The sequence below is a fragment of the Pseudomonas sp. PSKL.D1 genome (assembly GCF_028898945.1).
GTDB lineage: Bacteria > Pseudomonadota > Gammaproteobacteria > Pseudomonadales > Pseudomonadaceae > Aquipseudomonas.
This window is the reverse complement of sequence record NZ_CP118607.1, coordinates 4,022,717-4,039,518: the sequence shown is the minus strand read 5'-3', so window position 1 is coordinate 4,039,518 and position 16,802 is coordinate 4,022,717. Positions and strand designations below refer to the sequence as shown.

Genomic DNA, 16,802 nt, shown 5'->3' with positions numbered 1-16,802 from the left:
ATAACCTCAGACCAAGGCGTTGCGCTTGGCCATCTCAATAAGATCAACCAAGGTGTCGACTTGCAGCTTTTGCATCAGTCGTTTTTTGTAGGTACTGACGGTTTTGTTGCTCAGAAACATGCCAACGGCAATCTCCTTGTTGCTTCGGCCTTGGGCAAACAGTTGCAATACCATCAGTTCACGGTCATTGACCTGGCGGAATAACCGCAGGTCGTGGTCAGCTGTTTCATGGTCGCCGTGGATGGCCTGGCTTGGGAAGTAGTTATACCCGGCAAGCACTGCTTTTATGGCGCTGAGCAATTCGCCGAGGTCTTCTTGTTTGCAAACATAACCGGCCGCCCCCGAGTGCATGCAGCGTACGGCGAACAGTGCCGGGGACTGTGCGGTGAGCACCAGGATCTTCAGCGGCAGGTCCATGGCCTGGAAGCGTGACAAGACTTCCAGGCCATCCAGCATGGGGATGCTGATGTCGAGGATTACCAGGTCGGGATTGGTCTCACGAATCATCTGCATGGCATCGACGCCATTGTCCGATTCGCCTACGACTTTATAGTTCTGGTTTTCAAGCAGCATGCGAACGGCCAGGCGGATGACCGGGTGGTCATCGACAATAAATACAGAATGCATATTGAATTCCCCTGGGGTGAATGACGAAGGCAGGCTCACCTTAACCCAGTTGGAAGGCGTTCGGGACGTGAAGAAGGGCACTAAAGGCTTTATGGGAAATGGACTACAAAAGAAACGCGGTTTAGCTACGAAGTGTAAGGAAATTATTCAGAAATTTAAAATTTCTTACAGGGAAAGAAGGTGATTTGAAGATGTGTTTATTGATTAAACAACTTTGTAGGAAACTTCTTTCAATAAATGGCGCCGCTTTGATCAGCGGCGCCATGTCGCTTCAGGCGGGGCTGGAGCGCCCGGTCATCTCCCGGGCCATTTCACTGGCATAGCTGTCGGTCATGCCGGCGATGAAGTCGATCATGCGCAGGAAGGCGGTATGCAGCGAGTCCTCGGGGGATGGCGCATTGTTGCCGATCAGGTCGAGTACCCGACGGCTCTTGAACGAGGGGCTGCGCCCGCCGTGCTGCTCGAGGGCTGCGCCGCAGAAGGTGTTCAGCAGGATTTCCAGGGTGGTGTAGGCGCCAATCTCGTGCAGGGTCTTGCGCTTGTCCTGGAAGATCTTGTTGCGCGCCATGTCCTTGGCTTGCAGCACACACCGTTTGGCTGGCCCGTGCATGTGTTCGACCAGGTCGCCATGAAGCAGCCCGGCCAGCAGCGCGGGCTGCTGTTCGACGAAGGCGCGGGCGGCGGCGTTGGTCAGGTGTTCGATGGCCTTGCCGCGCAAGATGGCCAGTTTGCGCCGACGGGAGTCGTTCGGGCCGAGCTGGCGGTAGGTCTCGGGCAGGTCATCGCCGACCAGGTCCAGCAGCAAGGCCTCGACTTCGCTGTAGTGCAGCAGCTCCATCTCCAGGCCGTCTTCAAGGTCGATCAGCGCGTAGCAAATGTCATCCGCCGCCTCCATCAGGTACACCAGCGGGTGGCGCGCCCAGCGCTGGGTTTCCAGCAGCGGCAGGCCGAGTTTGCGCGCAATCTGCTCAAGCAGCGGCAATTCGCTCTGGTAGCAGCCGAACTTGTGTTTCTTGTAACCCAGCGCATCCGCGTGCCGCGCTGTCCAGGGGTACTTCAGGTAGGTGCCGAGGGTGGCGTAGGTCAGCCGGGTGCCGCCATCGAATTGGTGGTATTCCAGCTGGGTGAGCACGCGAAAGCCCTGGGCGTTGCCTTCGAAGTTGAGAAAGTCTCCACGCTCGTCGTCGCTCATGTCATCCAGCCAACCGCGCCCGGCCGCCTGCTGGAACCAGTGGCGGATGGCATCTTCACCGGAATGGCCGAAGGGCGGGTTGCCGATGTCGTGCGCCAGGCAGGCGGACTGCACGATCATGCCCAGGTCGCTGGGCTCGCACCAGTCGGGCAGGTTGTCGCGCAGGGTTTCCCCCACGCGCATGCCGAGTGAGCGGCCTACGCAGCTGACTTCGAGCGAGTGGGTCAGGCGGGTGTGGATATGGTCGTTGCTGGTAACGGGGTGCACTTGGGTCTTGCGGCCCAGGCGGCGGAAAGCGCCCGAGAAGATGATGCGGTCGTGGTCCTTGTGAAAGGGGCTGCGCCCCAGTTCTTCAGCGCTGTACAGGGCTTTGCCCAGGCGTTCGCGGGTGAGCAGGGTGTGCCAGTCCAAGGAGGGATCTCCTGTCGGTCGATGGGCATAGCTTCGGGTGTGCTGGCAGGCCGCGCAAGAGGGTAAACCGCCGGCGCTCAGGAGCGCCGGCCGTTTTGCAGGTACAGGCGCACCAAGGGCAACAGGCTGCTACCCAGGCGGACCAGGCGGCTCAGGTTACCGCTACGTACGCCTTTGCCGGTGAGAAAGCCCAGCGCCACCACGGCACCGATGCCCCACAGCGGCGCATGCTTGATGCCCAGGCCCTGATGCAGCGAGCCGCCCATGCCACGCAGGCGCTGCAATGGCTCCAGCAGTTGCCCTGACTCGTGGCGGATTTCCTGGCGGTGCATTTCAAGGCGCAGGCGCAGCAGCGCCTTGCGCAGTTCCCGTGGGTTACGGGTGTTTGGCAGTTCAGGCAAGCTCATGGCAACAGGCGCTCCCGGTCTTTGGCCAGTTCTTCGAGGGTGGCGCCAAACGGCGATGACTCGTCGAACACAGCGGCTTTAAGGCGCAGCGCACAGTACAGCGCGGCAATACCGTAGAACACGCAAAGGCCGATGATGCCTGCCAGGCGGTAGCTGTCCCAGAGCAGTACCAGCAGCAGCCCAGACAGCGCGGTGAGCAATAGCAGTGCGAACACCAGTGCCAGGCCAGCGAACAGGAGCAGGCTCAGCGTGCGCGCCTTCTGCTCCTGCAACTCGATGCCGAACAGTTCGATGTGACTGTGCAGCAGCCCCAGCAGGGCAGCGCCGAGGCGCTTGCCCGAGGCACTGCTGCCATTGGCGTCATTCTCCATGGGGGCTCCTTAGCGCCGATTGGCCAGCAGGCCGATCAGCAGGCCGACACCGGCGGCGATGCCAATGGCTTGCCAAGGGTTTTCCTGCACGTATTGTTCGGCACTGCCCAACGCCGCCTGGCCACGTTCGCGCACGGACTCCTGGGTCAGTTGCAGGGTTTCGCGGGCCTGGGTCAGCCGCTCGTGGATCTGCCCGCGCAGTTCATCGGCCTGGTCCCCGGCCAGGTTGGCGGTGTCGGCCAGCAGTTTTTCCGTGTCACGGACCAAGGCCTGAAAGTCAGCCATCAGTATCTCTTGTGCAGTCTTTGCCGATTTGCTGGCCATGGTGCTCTCCCTGTGGTGTGTAGGTCATTCGAGTTGCCCGCCGTTCGGAAGGTTCACTGCCGGTGCTGGTACGGGCTTTGCTAACGAGGTTGGCTCAATCAGGGCACAGACCCTGGTGGATACCGATAAACCTTAACGCAATCCACGACAAACCCAAGAAAAAACCGCGCAGGCCCCACCTGGTTCGCTGAACCACGCGCAGGGGCTGGCACCGATTTGGTGCAGGGATGCAGGTTCTTGAACTGTCCTGGTGCCTTTTTCTGCAGGTCTGCCTTTCAATGGAAAACATGCACAGCGCGATGGACTCCCTGGTCCATGGTTCCAATACCCTGTTCATTCTCATGGGCGCCATTCTGGTGCTGGCCATGCACGCCGGTTTCGCGTTTCTCGAAGTTGGTACGGTGCGGCACAAGAACCAGGTTAACGCCCTGTCGAAAATCCTCAGCGATTTCGCGGTCTCGGCATTGGTTTATTTCTTTATCGGCTACTGGATTGCCTACGGGGTGAGCTTTCTTCACCCAGCGTCAGCGCTGGCCAGCGACCATGGCTACGCGCTGGTGAAGTGCTTCTTTCTGCTTACCTTCGCGGCGGCCATCCCGGCCATCATCTCCGGTGGCATCGCCGAGCGCGCCCGCTTTGCGCCGCAGTTGTGCGCCACGGCGTTGATCGTGGCCTTTATTTACCCCTTCTTTGAGGGCGTGGTGTGGAACGGCAACCTGGGTGTTCAGGCTTGGTTGCAAGCCCGCTTCGGCGCGCCATTCCATGACTTTGCCGGCTCCGTGGTGGTGCATGCCATGGGCGGCTGGCTGGCGTTGGCGGCGGTGCTGCTGCTGGGCGCGCGGCGCGGGCGTTACCGTGACGGGCGGCTGGTGGCATTCGCGCCGTCGAGCATTCCGTTTCTGGCGTTGGGTTCGTGGATTCTGATCATCGGCTGGTTCGGCTTCAACGTGATGAGCGCGCAGACCTTGCAAGGCGTTAGCGGCCTGGTGGCGATCAACTCGTTGCTGGCCATGGTCGGCGGTACGCTGGCGGCGCTGGTGGCCGGGCGCAACGACCCGGGCTTCTTGCACAACGGCCCGTTGGCCGGGCTGGTGGCGGTGTGCGCAGGCTCCGATGTGATGCACCCGGTCGGCGCATTGGCCACCGGCTTGGTGGCGGGCGTGCTGTTTGTGTGGAGCTTCACGGCCGCGCAAAACCGCTGGAAGATCGATGACGTGCTGGGTGTGTGGCCGCTGCATGGCCTGTGTGGGGTATGGGGTGGTATTGCCTGCGGTATTTTTGGCCAGGTGGCGCTGGGTGGCATGGGTGGGGTTAGCTTGGCCAGCCAGTTGATCGGCAGCCTGGCCGGTGTGGCAGTGGCCCTGGTCGGTGGCTTTGCCGTGTATGGCGCTATCCGCGCGGTGCATGGCCTGCGCTTGAGCCATGAGCAGGAGTTCCAGGGCGCAGACCTGTCGCTGCACCGCATCGGCGCCACCAGCCAGGATTGAGCCAGGTCAGGTGCAGAGGGGGCAGGGCGGGCCTAGAATAGGGTCTTCCGTTGCCAATCGAGCCTGCCCCATGCTGCCTGAATGCCAACTGTTCGGTACTGTCGGGTGTCACCTCTGTGAAGTGGCCGAAGGTGTACTGATGCCTTTTGTCGACCAAGGCCTGCTGGTCGAGCTGGTTGATATCGCAGACAACGAGACATTGGCCGAGCGTTACGGGTTGATCATCCCGGTGCTTCGCCGGTGCGACACAGCTGCAGAGTTGTTGTGGCCATTCGACGCGGAACAAGTGGTGGCGTTTCTCCGGCCGTGAGGCTTTTGTGCATTGACGCAGAGGGGTACGCCTTCGTATGCTGTATATAAATACAGTATCGAGGTGCCCCTATGCTCAATGTCGAGCAACTCAAGTACAGCGTCAACCGCATGCCGGTGGAGCGGGTGTGTGACGCCGTGCTGGAACTGCGCCTGGAGGGCCTTGTCACCGACGACCGTACGCCGTTCGGCAAGGTCCACTTCAATACCTGTTTTGCCGAGATCGAGGCCTTGTTCCAGCGTGCCGGCTATCACCGTGGCCTGGATGTAGTGGGTTATCAAGGTTTGCTCTATGCACTTTACGACCCGGGGCGCTGGGAGCCCGTGCAGGTACTGCGCTGGCTGAAGGAGCGTAGCGAGGCCATGGACCAGGCAGGCTGAGGCACGGATAATACCCGGCCATCACCGTTACGAGCCCCGCCATGATCACGCCCTTCGACCCCGCCCGCCAGCAAGCCAGCACGGTCTGCCTGCCCCCTGGCAACTGGGCCACGGTGCTCGATTGCCTGTGTGACCATTTCAAGGCCATTGGCCGTGAGCAGTGGCTGGACCGTTTTGCCCGTGGGCGTGTGCTGGGAGCTGACGGGCAGGCCATTGCGGCCGACCTGCCGTACCGCCGGGGTATGCGCCTGCACTATTTCCGCGAAGTGCCCAATGAGCGGCCGATCCCGGTGCAAGAAACCATCGTGCATGTGGATGAGCATCTGGTGGTGGCGGACAAACCGCATTTTCTGCCGGTGACGCCGACAGGTGAATACGTCGAACAGACCCTGTTGCGTCGGTTGATCCGGCGGCTGGATAACCCCCACCTGGTCCCGCTGCATCGCATCGATCGTCACACCGCCGGGCTTGTGCTGTTTTCCGCCAACCCGCACAGCCGCAGCGCCTACCAGCGTCTGTTCCCCGAGCGGCGTATCGACAAGCGTTACCAAGCTATTGCCGCTGCCCTGCCGCAGCATGCGTTCCCGCTGGTGCATAAAAGCCGCCTGGTGCATGGCGAGCCGTTTTTCCGCATGCATGAAGTGGAAGGGGAGAGCAACAGTGAAACCTTGGCAGAGGTGCTGGAGCGAAACGGCGACCTGTGGCGTTACGGTTTGTCGCCGGTGACCGGCAAGACCCACCAGCTACGGGTGCACATGGCCGCGTTGGGAGCGGGAATTTGCAATGACCCGTTCTACCCCGAGCTGGTCAATGAAGAAGACGATTACCAGAGGCCGCTGAAATTGCTGGCGCAGAGTTTGCGTTTCAGCGACCCGCTGACGGGTGAGGAGCGTTACTTCGAGAGCCGATTGGCTCTGGATTGGTAACAAGCCTGCCTTGCGCCGCCCCTGTAGGAGCGGCTTCAGCCGCGAGCACCGGCGCAGCCGGTGCCATCCACCGCGTCGCCTGCTTCGCGGCGGTCCGACGTCTCGGTGAATCCGCTCCTACACCGGTCTTCTTGGCTTGAAACTTAGCGGTTGAACCGCTCCACCAACGAATACTGGCTCCCTGCCGTACTCGCCAGCTCTTCGCTGAGCAGCGCCGAATGCTGCGCCTGTTCGCTGGTCTGGTCGGCCAGCTCGGCGATGGTGCTGATGTTGCGGCTGATTTCGTCGGCCACGGCGGTTTGCTCTTCGGTCGCGGCGGCAATCTGGGTGGCCATGTCGGTGATGTTGGCTACCGCCTCGCTGATCCCCACCAGCGCCTGGTCGGCCTGCATCACCCGCTCGACGCCTTCCTGCGCCTGGCGGTGGCCGGTTTCCATGGTTTGCACGGCGTTGTTGGCGGTTTGCTGCAGCTTGGCAATCAGCCCGTGAATTTGCCCGGTGGATTCGGCGGTACGCTGGGCCAGCTGGCGCACTTCATCCGCCACCACGGCAAAGCCACGGCCCATTTCGCCGGCGCGGGCGGCTTCGATGGCGGCGTTCAGTGCCAGCAGGTTGGTCTGGTCGGCAATGCCTTTGATCACGTCGACCACGCCACCGATTTCGTCGCTGTCCTTGGCCAGCTGGGTCACGGTGGCGCCGGTCTCGCCGACGGCCGTCGACAAGCGCGCAATGGCATCGCGGGTTTCCCCGGCGATCTGCCGGCCTTCGCTGGTCAGGCGGTTGGCTTCCTGGGTGGCGTCAGCGGTGCGTTGAACGTGGTTGGCCACTTCCTGGGTGGTGGCGGCCATCTGGTTTACAGCAGCGGCCACCTGTTCGGTTTCGACGCGCTGGCGCTCCAGGCCCGAAGAACTCTTGTGGGCCAGGGCATCGGACTGGCGAGCCTGGTCGCTGAGGTGTTCGGCGCTGTCCTGCAGGCGGGTCAGGCAGGTTTTCATGCGTGCGTCCTGGCTGAGCATGGCCATTTCCAGGCGCGCTTGCACGCCACGGCTGTCGGTGTACATCTGTGCGATCAGCGGGTCGGACGTTGTCTGTTCGGCCAGGCGCAGCAGGCGCTTGAGGCCCCGTTGCTGCCAGCTCAGGCCGAGCAGGCCCAGGGGCACCGAGAGGCCGGCGGCCAGGGCGAAGCCCCAGGAGTGGCCGAGCGAACTGCCGATGACGAAGCCGACCTGGCTGACCAGGATGAACGGCAGCCAGTCCTGCAGCACGGGCAGCCAGGTATCGCGGCGCGGGACTGCGGGCTTGCCCTGATTGAGGCGTTGGTACAGGGCTTCGGCGCGGCGGATCTGTTCGGCGGTGGGTTTGACCCGTACCGACTCGTAGCCGGTAACCTGGTCGTTGTCGAAAATCGGGGTGACGTAGGCGTTGACCCAGTAGTGGTCGCCGGACTTGCAGCGGTTCTTGACGATGCCCATCCATGGCAGGCCCTGTTTTAGGGTTTGCCACATGTGGTTGAACACCGCGGGGGGCACGTCGGGGTGGCGCACGAGGTTATGGGGCGCGCCGATCAGCTCATCGCGTGAGAAACCGCTGATCTCGACAAATGCATCGTTGCAATAGGTGATCACCCCTTTGGTACTGGTGGTGGAGATCAACCGTTGTTGGGCTGGGAAAGTCCGTTCCCTTTGAGTTATCGGCTGGTTGTTACGCATGGGCTGATGTAATCCGCAAGGCTTTGGACCAGTATCGGCTGGGCGGGATTTTTATTGAATGTTTATTTAACCCGGCAAGTTCCTGCTCCTGCTCCTGCTCCTGCTCCTGCTCCTGCTTTTGCTTTTGCTTTTCAGCGCGCGATAGTTCAGGCGACGCAGATTGCGACTTCAGGAGGCCGAACGCAGGCGTCTGGAGGGCCAGGGTGCGCAGCACCCCTTCGGCGTCAGCCGAAGGCGCGAGATGTAGGTTTGCGCAGCAAACCGTAGGCCGCGCGGGCCCGGAGGGCGCCGGAGTGAGGGGACCCCGGAGCGTAGCGTAGGGGCCGGATGATGGGAGCCGGGGTTTTTGGTTACTTTTTGCCCAGTCAAAAAGTAACCCGCCGTAAGGGCGGAAAGGTGAGTGTGCGCCATCACAGCAGCTGAGGATTGACGCGGTCTCGAAGCAGCCAGCAGCCAGCAGCCAGCCAAAGCTTAAGAGCCAGAGCAGTTGTTTTGACAACACCGTTAGCATTCATTGGCGATGGCGACGCGAAGTCACCTTTCCGCCCTTACGGCGGGTCACTTTTTGTCAAACGCGACAAAAAGTAACCAAAAAACGCTGGCTCCCATCATCCGGCCCCTGCGCTGCGCTCCGGGGTCCCCTCACTCCGGCGCCCTCCGGGCCCGCGCGGCCTACGGTTTGCTGCGCAAACCTACATCTCGCGCCTTCGGCTAACGCCGAAGGGGTGCTGCGCACCCTGGCCCTCCAGACGCCTGCGTTCGGCCTCCTGAAGTCGCCGTCCGCGGCGCCTGAACTACCGCGCGCTTAGAAGCAAAAGCAAAAGCAAAAGCAAAAGCAAAAAGCAAACTGCAAACTGCTCGGGTTCAGAAGGCTTGAACGCAGCACTTTGCCTAGTGCTGAATCATCTGCCGCAACACATAGTGCAAAATCCCCCCCGCCTTGAAGTACTCCACTTCATTGAGCGTGTCGATCCGGCACAACACCTCGATCTGCTGCTGTTGCCCATCTTCACGGGTAATACCCAGCGTAAGGCTCATGCCGGGCTTGATCGCCACCCCCTCAAGCCCCGTCAGGTCAATCTGCTCCTTGCCCGTCAGCCCCAGCTGCTTGCGATCCTGCCCAGCCGTGAACTGCAACGGCAGCACGCCCATGCCCACCAGGTTGGACCGGTGAATACGCTCGAAACTCTCTGCCAATACCGCTTTCACGCCCAGCAGATTTGTCCCCTTGGCCGCCCAGTCACGGCTCGAACCCGTGCCATATTCCTGCCCGGCGATCACCACCAGCGGTGTACCTTCGGCCTGGTAGCGCATGGCCGCGTCATAGATCGACAGTTTTTCGTCGCTGGGCACGTAAAGGGTATTGCCACCTTCCTCGCCCCCAAGCATTTCGTTGCGGATGCGAATGTTCGCAAACGTGCCACGCATCATCACCTCATGGTTGCCACGCCGCGAACCGTAAGAGTTGAAGTCCCGCGGCTCCACGCCCTTGTCACGCAAATACCGGCCCGCCGGGCTGTCGGCCTTGATGTTGCCAGCCGGCGAAATGTGGTCGGTGGTCACCGAATCGCCGAGCAGGGCAAGGATGCGCGCGTTGTGAATGTCCGTGATCTCGGGCAGCGGCCCGCCGATAGCCTCGAAGAAGGGCGGGTGCTGAATGTAGGTGGAGTCGTCCTGCCACACATAGGTAGCCGCTTGCGGCACTTCAATCGCCTGCCATTGCGCGTCACCGGCAAACACCTCGGCGTACTCCTTGTGGAACATGGCGGTGTCGACCTTGGCCACGGCTTCGGCGATTTCCTGCTGGCTGGGCCAGATGTCGCGCAGGTACACCGGCTGCCCGTCCTTGCCAGTGCCCAGCGCATCGCAGGTCAGGTCCACACGTACGCTGCCCGCCAGCGCGTAGGCCACCACCAGTGGCGGTGACGCCAGCCAGTTGGTTTTCACCAGCGGGTGCACGCGGCCTTCGAAGTTACGGTTGCCCGACAACACCGAGGCCACCGTGAGGTCGGCGCTGCCAATGGCTTTTTCGATGGCCTCGTCCAGCGGGCCGGAGTTGCCGATGCAGGTGGTGCAGCCATAGCCGACCAGGTCAAAGCCCAACTCATCGAGATAAGGCGTAAGCCCGGCGGCCTTGTAATAGTCGGTAACCACCTTGGAGCCGGGCGCCAGCGAACTCTTGACCCAGGGCTTGCGTTGCAGGCCTTTTTCCAGTGCCTTTTTGGCCACCAGCCCGGCCGCCATCATCACGCTGGGGTTGGAGGTGTTGGTGCATGAGGTGATTGCCGCGATCACCACGGCGCCATCGCGCAGGGTATGGGTTTGCCCGTTGAAGCTGTAATCGATCTGACCGGCCTGGTCGGCATTGCCTACCGCCACGCCGCCACCGCCTTCGCTTTCCAGGCGGCCAACGTCCTTGGCCAGGGGTTTGGGCTGCAGTTCGATGAACTGGTCAAATGCCTGGCTCACCTGGCCCAGGGCAACCCGGTCCTGGGGGCGCTTCGGCCCGGCCAGGCTGGCTTCGACGTCGTGCATGTCCAACGCCAGCGTGTCGCTGAACAGCGGCTCCTGGCCAGCCAGGCGCCACAGGCCCTGCTGCTTGCAATAGGCTTCGACCAGTTGCACGCTCTGTTCGGGCCGGCCAGACAAGCGCAGGTAGTCGAGCGTTACTTCGTCGACCGGGAAGAACCCGCAGGTGGCGCCATATTCCGGGGCCATGTTGGCCAGGGTGGCGCGGTCGGCCAAGGGCAGGTCGGCCAGGCCGTCACCATAAAACTCGACGAACTTGCCCACCACGCCCTTCTTGCGCAGCATCTGGGTCACGGTCAGCACCAGGTCGGTGGCGGTGATGCCTTCGCGCAGCTTGCCGGTGAGCTTGAAGCCGATTACCTCCGGGATCAGCATCGACACCGGCTGGCCCAGCATGGCTGCCTCCGCCTCGATGCCGCCCACGCCCCAGCCCAGTACGCCGAGGCCATTGATCATGGTGGTGTGCGAGTCGGTGCCCACCAGCGTGTCGGGGAACGCATAGGTACGGCCATCTTCCTCACGAGTCCATACCGTACGCCCAAGGTATTCCAGGTTCACCTGGTGGCAGATGCCGGTGCCCGGCGGCACCACGCGGAAGTTGTCGAACGCACTCTGGCCCCAGCGCAGGAACGCATAGCGCTCGCCATTGCGCTGCATCTCGATGTCGACGTTCTGGGTGAAGGCTTCAGGTGTGGCGTAGCGGTCGACCATCACCGAGTGGTCGATCACCAGGTCTACCGGCGACAGCGGGTTGATGCGCTGCGGGTCGCCACCGGCCTTGGCCATGGCCGCGCGCATGGCGGCCAGGTCGACCACCGCCGGCACACCGGTGAAATCCTGCATCAGTACCCGTGCCGGGCGGTACTGGATTTCCCGGTCGGAACGGCGCTCCTGCTGCCAGGCGGCCAGGGCGCGCAGATCATCCCCAGTGACGGTTGCCCCGTCTTCCCAGCGCAGCAGGTTCTCCAGCAGCACCTTGAGCGACATGGGCAGGCGTTGCAGGTCGCCAAGCTGCCGGGCAGCTTCGGCGAGGCTGAAGTAGTGGTAGGTCTGGTCGGCCACTTTGAGGGCCTTGAGGGTGTTCAGGCTATCGAGCGAGGGCATTGCCAACTCCTTATGCGCCGGTGCCCGGCATTGGCTGGAGCTTGCCGGTGTCACCGCTCTGTTTCGGCCCGCACGGCACGGACCTGGCTGAAAGGTCAGGTTAGCCCGCTTTGGCACCCCTGACCCTTTTCTGGACCGGCGGGGCATGTCGCAGGTTCCGAACTTCCTTTATCATCCCCGGCCTGCCGGCGCGTTGAGCGCGCCCGCCGTAGTGGAGTGAGTGATGAATACCCTGTTGATGCATTGCCGGCCCGGTTTCGAGGGTGAGGTGTGCGCAGAAATCAGCGAACACGCGGCCCGTCTGGGGGTTGCCGGCTATGCCAAGGGCAAGGCGCAGAGCGCCTGTGCCGAGTTTGTCTGCGCCGAGGCCGAAGGGGCCGAACGGCTGATGGCCGAACTGCGCTTTGCGCAATTGATCTTCCCGCGCCAGTGGGCACGAGGCGCGTACATCGAACTGCCGGAAAGCGACCGCATCAGCGTGCTGCTTGAGCAACTGGCCGGTCAGCCGGTGTTCGGCAGCCTGTGGCTGGAGGTACTGGACAGCAACGAAGGCAAAGAGCTGTCGACGTTCTGCCGCAAGTTCGAAGTGCCACTGCGCAAGGCCCTGGAGAAGGCGGGCCGCCTGGTCGAGGATGCCGGCAAACCGCGTTTGCTGCTCACCTTCATCAGTGGCCGGCGGGTGTTCGTGGGGCTGGCCGGGGCCAACAACAGTGCGTTGTGGCCAATGGGCATTCCGCGCCTGAAATTCCCGCGTGAAGCGCCGAGCCGCTCGACCCTCAAGCTGGAAGAGGCCTGGCACCAGTTCATCCCGCGTGAGCAGTGGCCGCAGCGCCTGGACGGTGACATGACCGGTGTCGACCTGGGCGCCTCGCCGGGCGGCTGGACGTACCAGCTGGTGCGCCGGGGCATGCTGGTCACGGCCATCGACAACGGCCCCATGGCTGAAAGCCTGATGGAAACGGGCCTGGTGCAACACCTCATGGCCGACGGCTTCACCTGGCAGCCGAAGCACCCGGTGGACTGGATGGTGTGCGACATCGTCGAAAAGCCTGCGCGCACCACCTCGTTGATCGAGACCTGGCTGGGCGAGGGCCTTTGCCGCGAGGCGGTGGTCAACCTGAAGCTGCCGATGAAGCAGCGCTATGCCGAAGTGCGCAAGTTGCTGGACCGGATGGACGCGACGTTCAAGGCACGCAAGGTCAAGGTGTCGATTGCCTGCAAGCAGCTGTACCACGACCGTGAAGAGGTGACGTGCCATCTGCGGCGGCTGGACATGAAGCCGCGTTGAGGTACGGGGGCTTTGTGGCCCCCTTGGTCAGCACTGCCTTCTGCGCCACAATAGCCATCATTTCCGGAGCGCCCCATGACTGATTTCACCCCTGACGCCATCCTCGATGCCACCGGCCTGAACTGCCCCGAGCCGGTCATGATGCTGCACCAGCACGTGCGCAACCTGGCTGCCGGTGGCCTGCTCAAGGTGATCGCCACCGACCCGTCAACCCGTCGCGACATCCCCAAGTTCTGCAACTTCCTGGGCCACGAACTGCTGCAACAGCAGGAAGAGGCGGGCACCTACCTGTACTGGATCCGCAAGAAAGCCGACTGAACCGCGCTGGAACACGCGCGGCGTAGCGCCTACACTGCGTTCCCCTGACAGGAGAGCGCCATGCTGATAGTTGCCGACGAGAATATCCCGCTGCTCGATGCCTTCTTCGAAGGCTTTGGCGAGATCCGCCGCTACCCCGGCCGCAGCCTCGACGCCGCCAGTGTCAAAGACGCCGACGTGCTGCTGGTGCGTTCGGTGACCAAGGTCGACCGGCAATTGCTTGAAGGCAGCAAGGTGCGCTTTGTCGGCACCTGCACCATCGGCACCGACCACCTGGACCTGGCCTGGTTCGCCGAAGCCGGCATCCAGTGGAGCAGCGCACCGGGTTGCAATGCCCGTGGCGTGGTCGACTACGTGCTGGGCAGCCTGCTGACCCTGGCCGACCTGGACGGCGTGGCGCTGGCGCAGCGCACCTACGGTGTGGTGGGCGCGGGCGAAGTGGGTGGCCGCCTGGTGCGTGTGCTGCATGGGTTGGGCTGGAAGGTGCTGGTCTGTGACCCACTGCGCCAGGCCCGGGAAGGCGGCGACTTCGTCAGCCTCGATACGGTGCTGGAGCAGTGCGACGTGATCAGCCTGCACACCCCGCTGGAGCGCGCGGGTGAACACCCCACCTGGCACCTGCTGGGTGAGCGGCAACTGGCACGCCTGCGCCCCGGCGCCTGGTTGATCAACGCCAGCCGCGGGCCGGTGGTGGACAACGCCGCCCTGCGTGAATTGCTGCTGGACCGTGAAGACGTGCATGCCGTGCTTGATGTGTGGGAAGGCGAGCCGCAGGTGGACCTGGCACTGGCCGACCTGTGCACCCTGGCCACACCGCATATCGCCGGCTACAGCCTTGACGGCCGGCAGCGCGGCACGGCGCAGATCTACCAGGCCTTGTGCCGCTTCCTGGGGCAGGATGAGCGCGTGCAGCTTGCCGACCTGCTGCCCCGCCCGCCACTGGCCCAGCTTGAACTGGATGAAAGCGCCGACCCGGCCTGGGCACTGGCGGCTATTTGCCGTGCCGTGTATGACCCGCGCCGGGATGATGCCGATTTCCGCCGTAGCCTGAGTGAAGACGTGGCCGAACAGCGGGCGGCGTTCGACCAGTTGCGCAAGCAATACCCGCCACGGCGGGAGATTGAAGGGTTGGCTGTACGGGTGCGGGGCGAGGCGCCGCAGTTGGGGCAGTTGGTGAGTGCGCTGGGGGCAGTGCTGGCCTGAAATCGTGCCATGCTTCATCGCGGCTAAAGCCGCTCCTACAGGCCTGTGCAAACCTGTAGGAGCGGCTTCAGCCGCGATGGGGCCCTCAGCCCTTGCGCACCTTACGGACCCGGCTCTTTTCCAGATCCTCGCAGGCCTTTTTGATCATCGCATCGGTAATCGGCACCTCGCGGCCTTGGGCATCAATGACCGAACCACAAGGTTTGCTCTCGTTCTTCTTCTGGGTATCGCTGCCGTGTTGCAGACTCATGTCGTGTCTCCTCGTCAGGTCCAATTTCCAGATAAACCTGTGCTGCACCCACAGTCCAACAGAAAGCACGAAAAACCGCTACAGCCCTGTTAGAACGATGGGCTATAGCCGCGCCCTGTCGGGATGGGTGGTAGTCTTCCCGTTCCTGACGCTGTGGTAACCGCCATGCCCGAACCCGTATCTCCCCGCCAACGCCGTGCCCTGCGCCTGGGCTGGCAGTTCGTCCGCCCTTACCGCCGCCAGGCCCTGCTGGCATTACTGGCGCTGGTGGTAACCGCTGGTATCACCTTGTCCATGGGGCAGGGCATTCGCCTGCTGGTGGACCAAGGCTTCATGACCGGCTCCGCGCACCAGCTCAACCAGACCATCGGCTTGTTTCTGGTGCTGGTGCTGGCCCTGGCGGTTGGCACGTTCAGCCGTTTCTACCTGGTCTCGTGGATTGGCGAGCGCTGCGTGGCCGACATCCGCCGTGCCGTGTTCGACCACCTTGTCAGCCTGCACCCCGGGTTTTTCGAGGACAACCGCAGCTCGGAGATCCAGTCCCGGCTGACCGCCGACACTACCTTGCTGCAGTCGGTCATCGGCTCGTCGCTGTCGATGTTCTTGCGCAATGCGCTGATGGTGCTCGGTGGCGTGGTGCTGCTATTCATCACCAACCCCAAGCTCACCAGTATCGTTGTCGTGGCCTTGCCGCTGGTGCTGGCCCCCATCCTGCTGTTTGGCCGGCGCGTACGCAGCCTGTCCCGCCAGAGCCAGGACCGGGTGGCGGACGTGGGCAGTTACGTGGCCGAAACCCTGGGGCAGATCAAGACCGTGCAGGCGTACAACCACGAGGCCCGCGATCGCGAACTGTTTGCCGATACCGTGGAAGCCGCGTTCGCCGTCGCGCGGCGGCGCATCGCCCAACGCGCCTGGCTGATCACCCTGGTGATCGTGCTGGTGCTGGGCGCAGTAGGGGTGATGCTGTGGGTGGGCGGCATGGACGTGATCGCCGGGCGTATCTCGGCCGGCGAACTGGCTGCATTCGTGTTCTACAGCCTGATCGTGGGCAGCGCGTTCGGTACCCTCAGCGAAGTGATCGGCGAGCTGCAGCGTGCGGCGGGGGCGGCAGAGCGCATTGCCGAACTGTTGGCGGCACGCAGTGCAATTCTTGGCCCCGACCTGGCGGCGGACTTGCAGCGGGCAAGTGGGCGGATTGAGTTGCAGCAGGTGGCATTTGCCTACCCGTCACGGCCATCCATTGCTGCGATCGACCATTTGAGCCTGACCATCGAGCCCGGCCAGACTGTGGCGCTGGTGGGGCCGTCGGGGGCTGGCAAATCGACCCTGTTCGACCTGTTGCTGCGCTTCTACGACCCCCAGCAGGGCCGCATTCTGCTTGATGGCAAACCCATTACCACGCTGGCGCTGCACGACCTGCGCCGCCAGTTCGCCCTGGTGGCGCAAAACCCGTCGCTGTTTCGGGGCACGGTCGAGGCCAACATCCGTTATGGCCGGCCAGACGCCACCTTTGCCGAGGTCGAGGCGGCGGCACGCGGGGCGTATGCCGACGAATTCATCCGCCAGTTGCCCGAGGGTTACCAGACGCTGCTGGGTGAAGGGGGCGTCGGCCTGTCCGGCGGGCAACGGCAACGGCTGGCGATCGCCCGGGCGTTGCTGGTGGATGCACCGATATTGCTGCTCGACGAAGCCACCAGCGCCCTGGACGCGCAAAGCGAGCACCTGATCCAGCAGGCATTGCCCAGCCTGATGGCAGGCCGCACTACCTTGGTTATCGCCCACCGCCTGGCCACCGTGCAGCATGCCGACCGCATTGCGGTGATCGACAAGGGCCACCTGGTGGCGGTTGGCACTCACCAGCAGCTGATCGAGGCCAGCCCGTTGTATGCCCGCCTGGCGCAGTTGCAGTTCACCACGGGCCAGGATGTCTCTCATCTGTAACATATCTGTAGCAATTGCCTGAGAG

Annotated in this window: 17 protein-coding genes; 8 read left to right on the top strand and 9 right to left on the bottom strand. The window is 63.0% G+C overall.

The window, feature by feature from the left end:
- Positions 1 to 6 precede the first annotated feature (6 nt).
- The 5 genes from PVV54_RS17815 to PVV54_RS17795 form a co-directional block, all read right to left on the bottom strand.
- Positions 7 to 627: a response regulator transcription factor gene (locus tag PVV54_RS17815; protein WP_274906525.1), complete on the bottom strand. Its 621-nt coding sequence runs from the start codon at positions 625 to 627 to the stop codon at positions 7 to 9.
- 271 nt (positions 628 to 898) lie between these two features.
- Entirely contained in the window at positions 899 to 2,230 is a 1,332-nt protein-coding gene (locus tag PVV54_RS17810) for a deoxyguanosinetriphosphate triphosphohydrolase (protein WP_274906524.1), read from the bottom strand.
- Between the two features lie 77 nt (positions 2,231 to 2,307).
- Positions 2,308 to 2,637, bottom strand: a complete 330-nt coding sequence (locus PVV54_RS17805; protein WP_274906523.1) for a hypothetical protein — start codon at positions 2,635 to 2,637, stop codon at positions 2,308 to 2,310.
- A complete protein-coding gene (locus PVV54_RS17800) occupies positions 2,634 to 3,008 on the bottom strand; it encodes a phage holin family protein (RefSeq protein ID WP_274906522.1) in 375 nt (124 codons plus the stop codon). The genes PVV54_RS17805 and PVV54_RS17800 overlap by 4 nt, the downstream gene beginning before the upstream one ends.
- A gap of 9 nt (positions 3,009 to 3,017) precedes the next feature.
- Positions 3,018 to 3,332 carry a DUF883 family protein gene (locus PVV54_RS17795; protein ID WP_274906521.1) on the bottom strand — a complete coding sequence of 105 codons (315 nt, stop codon included), beginning with the start codon at positions 3,330 to 3,332 and terminating at the stop codon, positions 3,018 to 3,020.
- Between the two features lie 278 nt (positions 3,333 to 3,610).
- Between PVV54_RS17795 and PVV54_RS17790 the strand changes: the two genes are divergently transcribed.
- From PVV54_RS17790 to PVV54_RS17775, 4 genes are all read left to right on the top strand, one after another.
- Positions 3,611 to 4,819: an ammonium transporter gene (locus PVV54_RS17790; protein ID WP_274906520.1), complete on the top strand. Its 1,209-nt coding sequence runs from the start codon at positions 3,611 to 3,613 to the stop codon at positions 4,817 to 4,819.
- Positions 4,820 to 4,889: 70 nt separating this feature from the next.
- Positions 4,890 to 5,129, top strand: coding sequence for a glutaredoxin family protein (locus PVV54_RS17785; RefSeq protein ID WP_274906519.1), 240 nt, complete (start codon positions 4,890 to 4,892; stop codon positions 5,127 to 5,129).
- Positions 5,130 to 5,200: 71 nt separating this feature from the next.
- Complete coding sequence (locus PVV54_RS17780; protein ID WP_274906518.1) at positions 5,201 to 5,509, top strand: transcriptional regulator; 309 nt, start codon at positions 5,201 to 5,203, stop codon at positions 5,507 to 5,509.
- A 41-nt stretch (positions 5,510 to 5,550) separates the two neighbouring features.
- Entirely contained in the window at positions 5,551 to 6,435 is an 885-nt protein-coding gene (locus PVV54_RS17775; RefSeq protein WP_274906517.1) for a pseudouridine synthase, read from the top strand.
- A 143-nt stretch (positions 6,436 to 6,578) separates the two neighbouring features.
- Here the strand turns inward: PVV54_RS17775 and PVV54_RS17770 are convergent, their stop codons facing one another.
- From PVV54_RS17770 to acnA, 3 genes are all read right to left on the bottom strand, one after another.
- Positions 6,579 to 8,144, bottom strand: coding sequence for a methyl-accepting chemotaxis protein (locus tag PVV54_RS17770; RefSeq protein WP_274906516.1), 1,566 nt, complete (start codon positions 8,142 to 8,144; stop codon positions 6,579 to 6,581).
- Entirely contained in the window at positions 8,137 to 8,358 is a 222-nt protein-coding gene (locus PVV54_RS17765) for a hypothetical protein (RefSeq protein WP_274906515.1), read from the bottom strand. The genes PVV54_RS17770 and PVV54_RS17765 overlap by 8 nt, the downstream gene beginning before the upstream one ends.
- A gap of 677 nt (positions 8,359 to 9,035) precedes the next feature.
- Positions 9,036 to 11,777 carry an aconitate hydratase AcnA gene (gene acnA, locus PVV54_RS17760; RefSeq protein WP_274906514.1) on the bottom strand — a complete coding sequence of 914 codons (2,742 nt, stop codon included), beginning with the start codon at positions 11,775 to 11,777 and terminating at the stop codon, positions 9,036 to 9,038.
- Positions 11,778 to 12,000: 223 nt separating this feature from the next.
- On the opposite strand from acnA, the gene rlmM reads away from it, so the two are divergent.
- The 3 genes from rlmM (at position 12,001) to pdxB (ending at position 14,586) form a co-directional block, all read left to right on the top strand.
- A complete protein-coding gene (rlmM, locus tag PVV54_RS17755) occupies positions 12,001 to 13,065 on the top strand; it encodes a 23S rRNA (cytidine(2498)-2'-O)-methyltransferase RlmM (protein ID WP_274906513.1) in 1,065 nt (354 codons plus the stop codon).
- 75 nt (positions 13,066 to 13,140) lie between these two features.
- Positions 13,141 to 13,383, top strand: a complete 243-nt coding sequence (gene tusA / locus PVV54_RS17750; RefSeq protein ID WP_027919534.1) for a sulfurtransferase TusA — start codon at positions 13,141 to 13,143, stop codon at positions 13,381 to 13,383.
- A 60-nt stretch (positions 13,384 to 13,443) separates the two neighbouring features.
- On the top strand, positions 13,444 to 14,586 hold the full coding sequence (gene pdxB, locus PVV54_RS17745; protein WP_274906512.1) for a 4-phosphoerythronate dehydrogenase PdxB: 1,143 nt from the start codon (positions 13,444 to 13,446) through the stop codon (positions 14,584 to 14,586).
- An 85-nt stretch (positions 14,587 to 14,671) separates the two neighbouring features.
- Here the strand turns inward: pdxB and PVV54_RS17740 are convergent, their stop codons facing one another.
- Positions 14,672 to 14,836: a PA1571 family protein gene (locus tag PVV54_RS17740; protein WP_274906511.1), complete on the bottom strand. Its 165-nt coding sequence runs from the start codon at positions 14,834 to 14,836 to the stop codon at positions 14,672 to 14,674.
- A 165-nt stretch (positions 14,837 to 15,001) separates the two neighbouring features.
- Between PVV54_RS17740 and PVV54_RS17735 the strand changes: the two genes are divergently transcribed.
- On the top strand, positions 15,002 to 16,777 hold the full coding sequence (locus PVV54_RS17735) for an ABC transporter transmembrane domain-containing protein (RefSeq protein ID WP_274906510.1): 1,776 nt from the start codon (positions 15,002 to 15,004) through the stop codon (positions 16,775 to 16,777).
- Positions 16,778 to 16,802 lie beyond the last annotated feature (25 nt).

Bases quoted from the DNA above. Each gene is read 5' to 3' on its own strand.
- PVV54_RS17815 (WP_274906525.1), bottom strand. From the start codon at position 627: ATGCATTCTGTATTTATTGTCGATGACCACCCGGTCATCCGCCTGGCC.
- PVV54_RS17805 (WP_274906523.1), bottom strand. From the start codon at position 2,637: ATGAGCTTGCCTGAACTGCCAAACACCCGTAACCCACGGGAACTGCGC.
- PVV54_RS17800 (WP_274906522.1), bottom strand. From the start codon at position 3,008: ATGGAGAATGACGCCAATGGCAGCAGTGCCTCGGGCAAGCGCCTCGGC.
- PVV54_RS17795 (WP_274906521.1), bottom strand. From the start codon at position 3,332: ATGGCCAGCAAATCGGCAAAGACTGCACAAGAGATACTGATGGCTGAC.
- PVV54_RS17790 (WP_274906520.1), top strand. From the start codon at position 3,611: ATGGAAAACATGCACAGCGCGATGGACTCCCTGGTCCATGGTTCCAAT.
- PVV54_RS17785 (WP_274906519.1), top strand. From the start codon at position 4,890: ATGCTGCCTGAATGCCAACTGTTCGGTACTGTCGGGTGTCACCTCTGT.
- PVV54_RS17780 (WP_274906518.1), top strand. From the start codon at position 5,201: ATGCTCAATGTCGAGCAACTCAAGTACAGCGTCAACCGCATGCCGGTG.
- PVV54_RS17775 (WP_274906517.1), top strand. From the start codon at position 5,551: ATGATCACGCCCTTCGACCCCGCCCGCCAGCAAGCCAGCACGGTCTGC.
- PVV54_RS17770 (WP_274906516.1), bottom strand. From the start codon at position 8,144: ATGCGTAACAACCAGCCGATAACTCAAAGGGAACGGACTTTCCCAGCC.
- acnA (WP_274906514.1), bottom strand. From the start codon at position 11,777: ATGCCCTCGCTCGATAGCCTGAACACCCTCAAGGCCCTCAAAGTGGCC.
- rlmM (WP_274906513.1), top strand. From the start codon at position 12,001: ATGAATACCCTGTTGATGCATTGCCGGCCCGGTTTCGAGGGTGAGGTG.
- tusA (WP_027919534.1), top strand. From the start codon at position 13,141: ATGACTGATTTCACCCCTGACGCCATCCTCGATGCCACCGGCCTGAAC.
- pdxB (WP_274906512.1), top strand. From the start codon at position 13,444: ATGCTGATAGTTGCCGACGAGAATATCCCGCTGCTCGATGCCTTCTTC.
- PVV54_RS17740 (WP_274906511.1), bottom strand. From the start codon at position 14,836: ATGAGTCTGCAACACGGCAGCGATACCCAGAAGAAGAACGAGAGCAAA.
- PVV54_RS17735 (WP_274906510.1), top strand. From the start codon at position 15,002: ATGCCCGAACCCGTATCTCCCCGCCAACGCCGTGCCCTGCGCCTGGGC.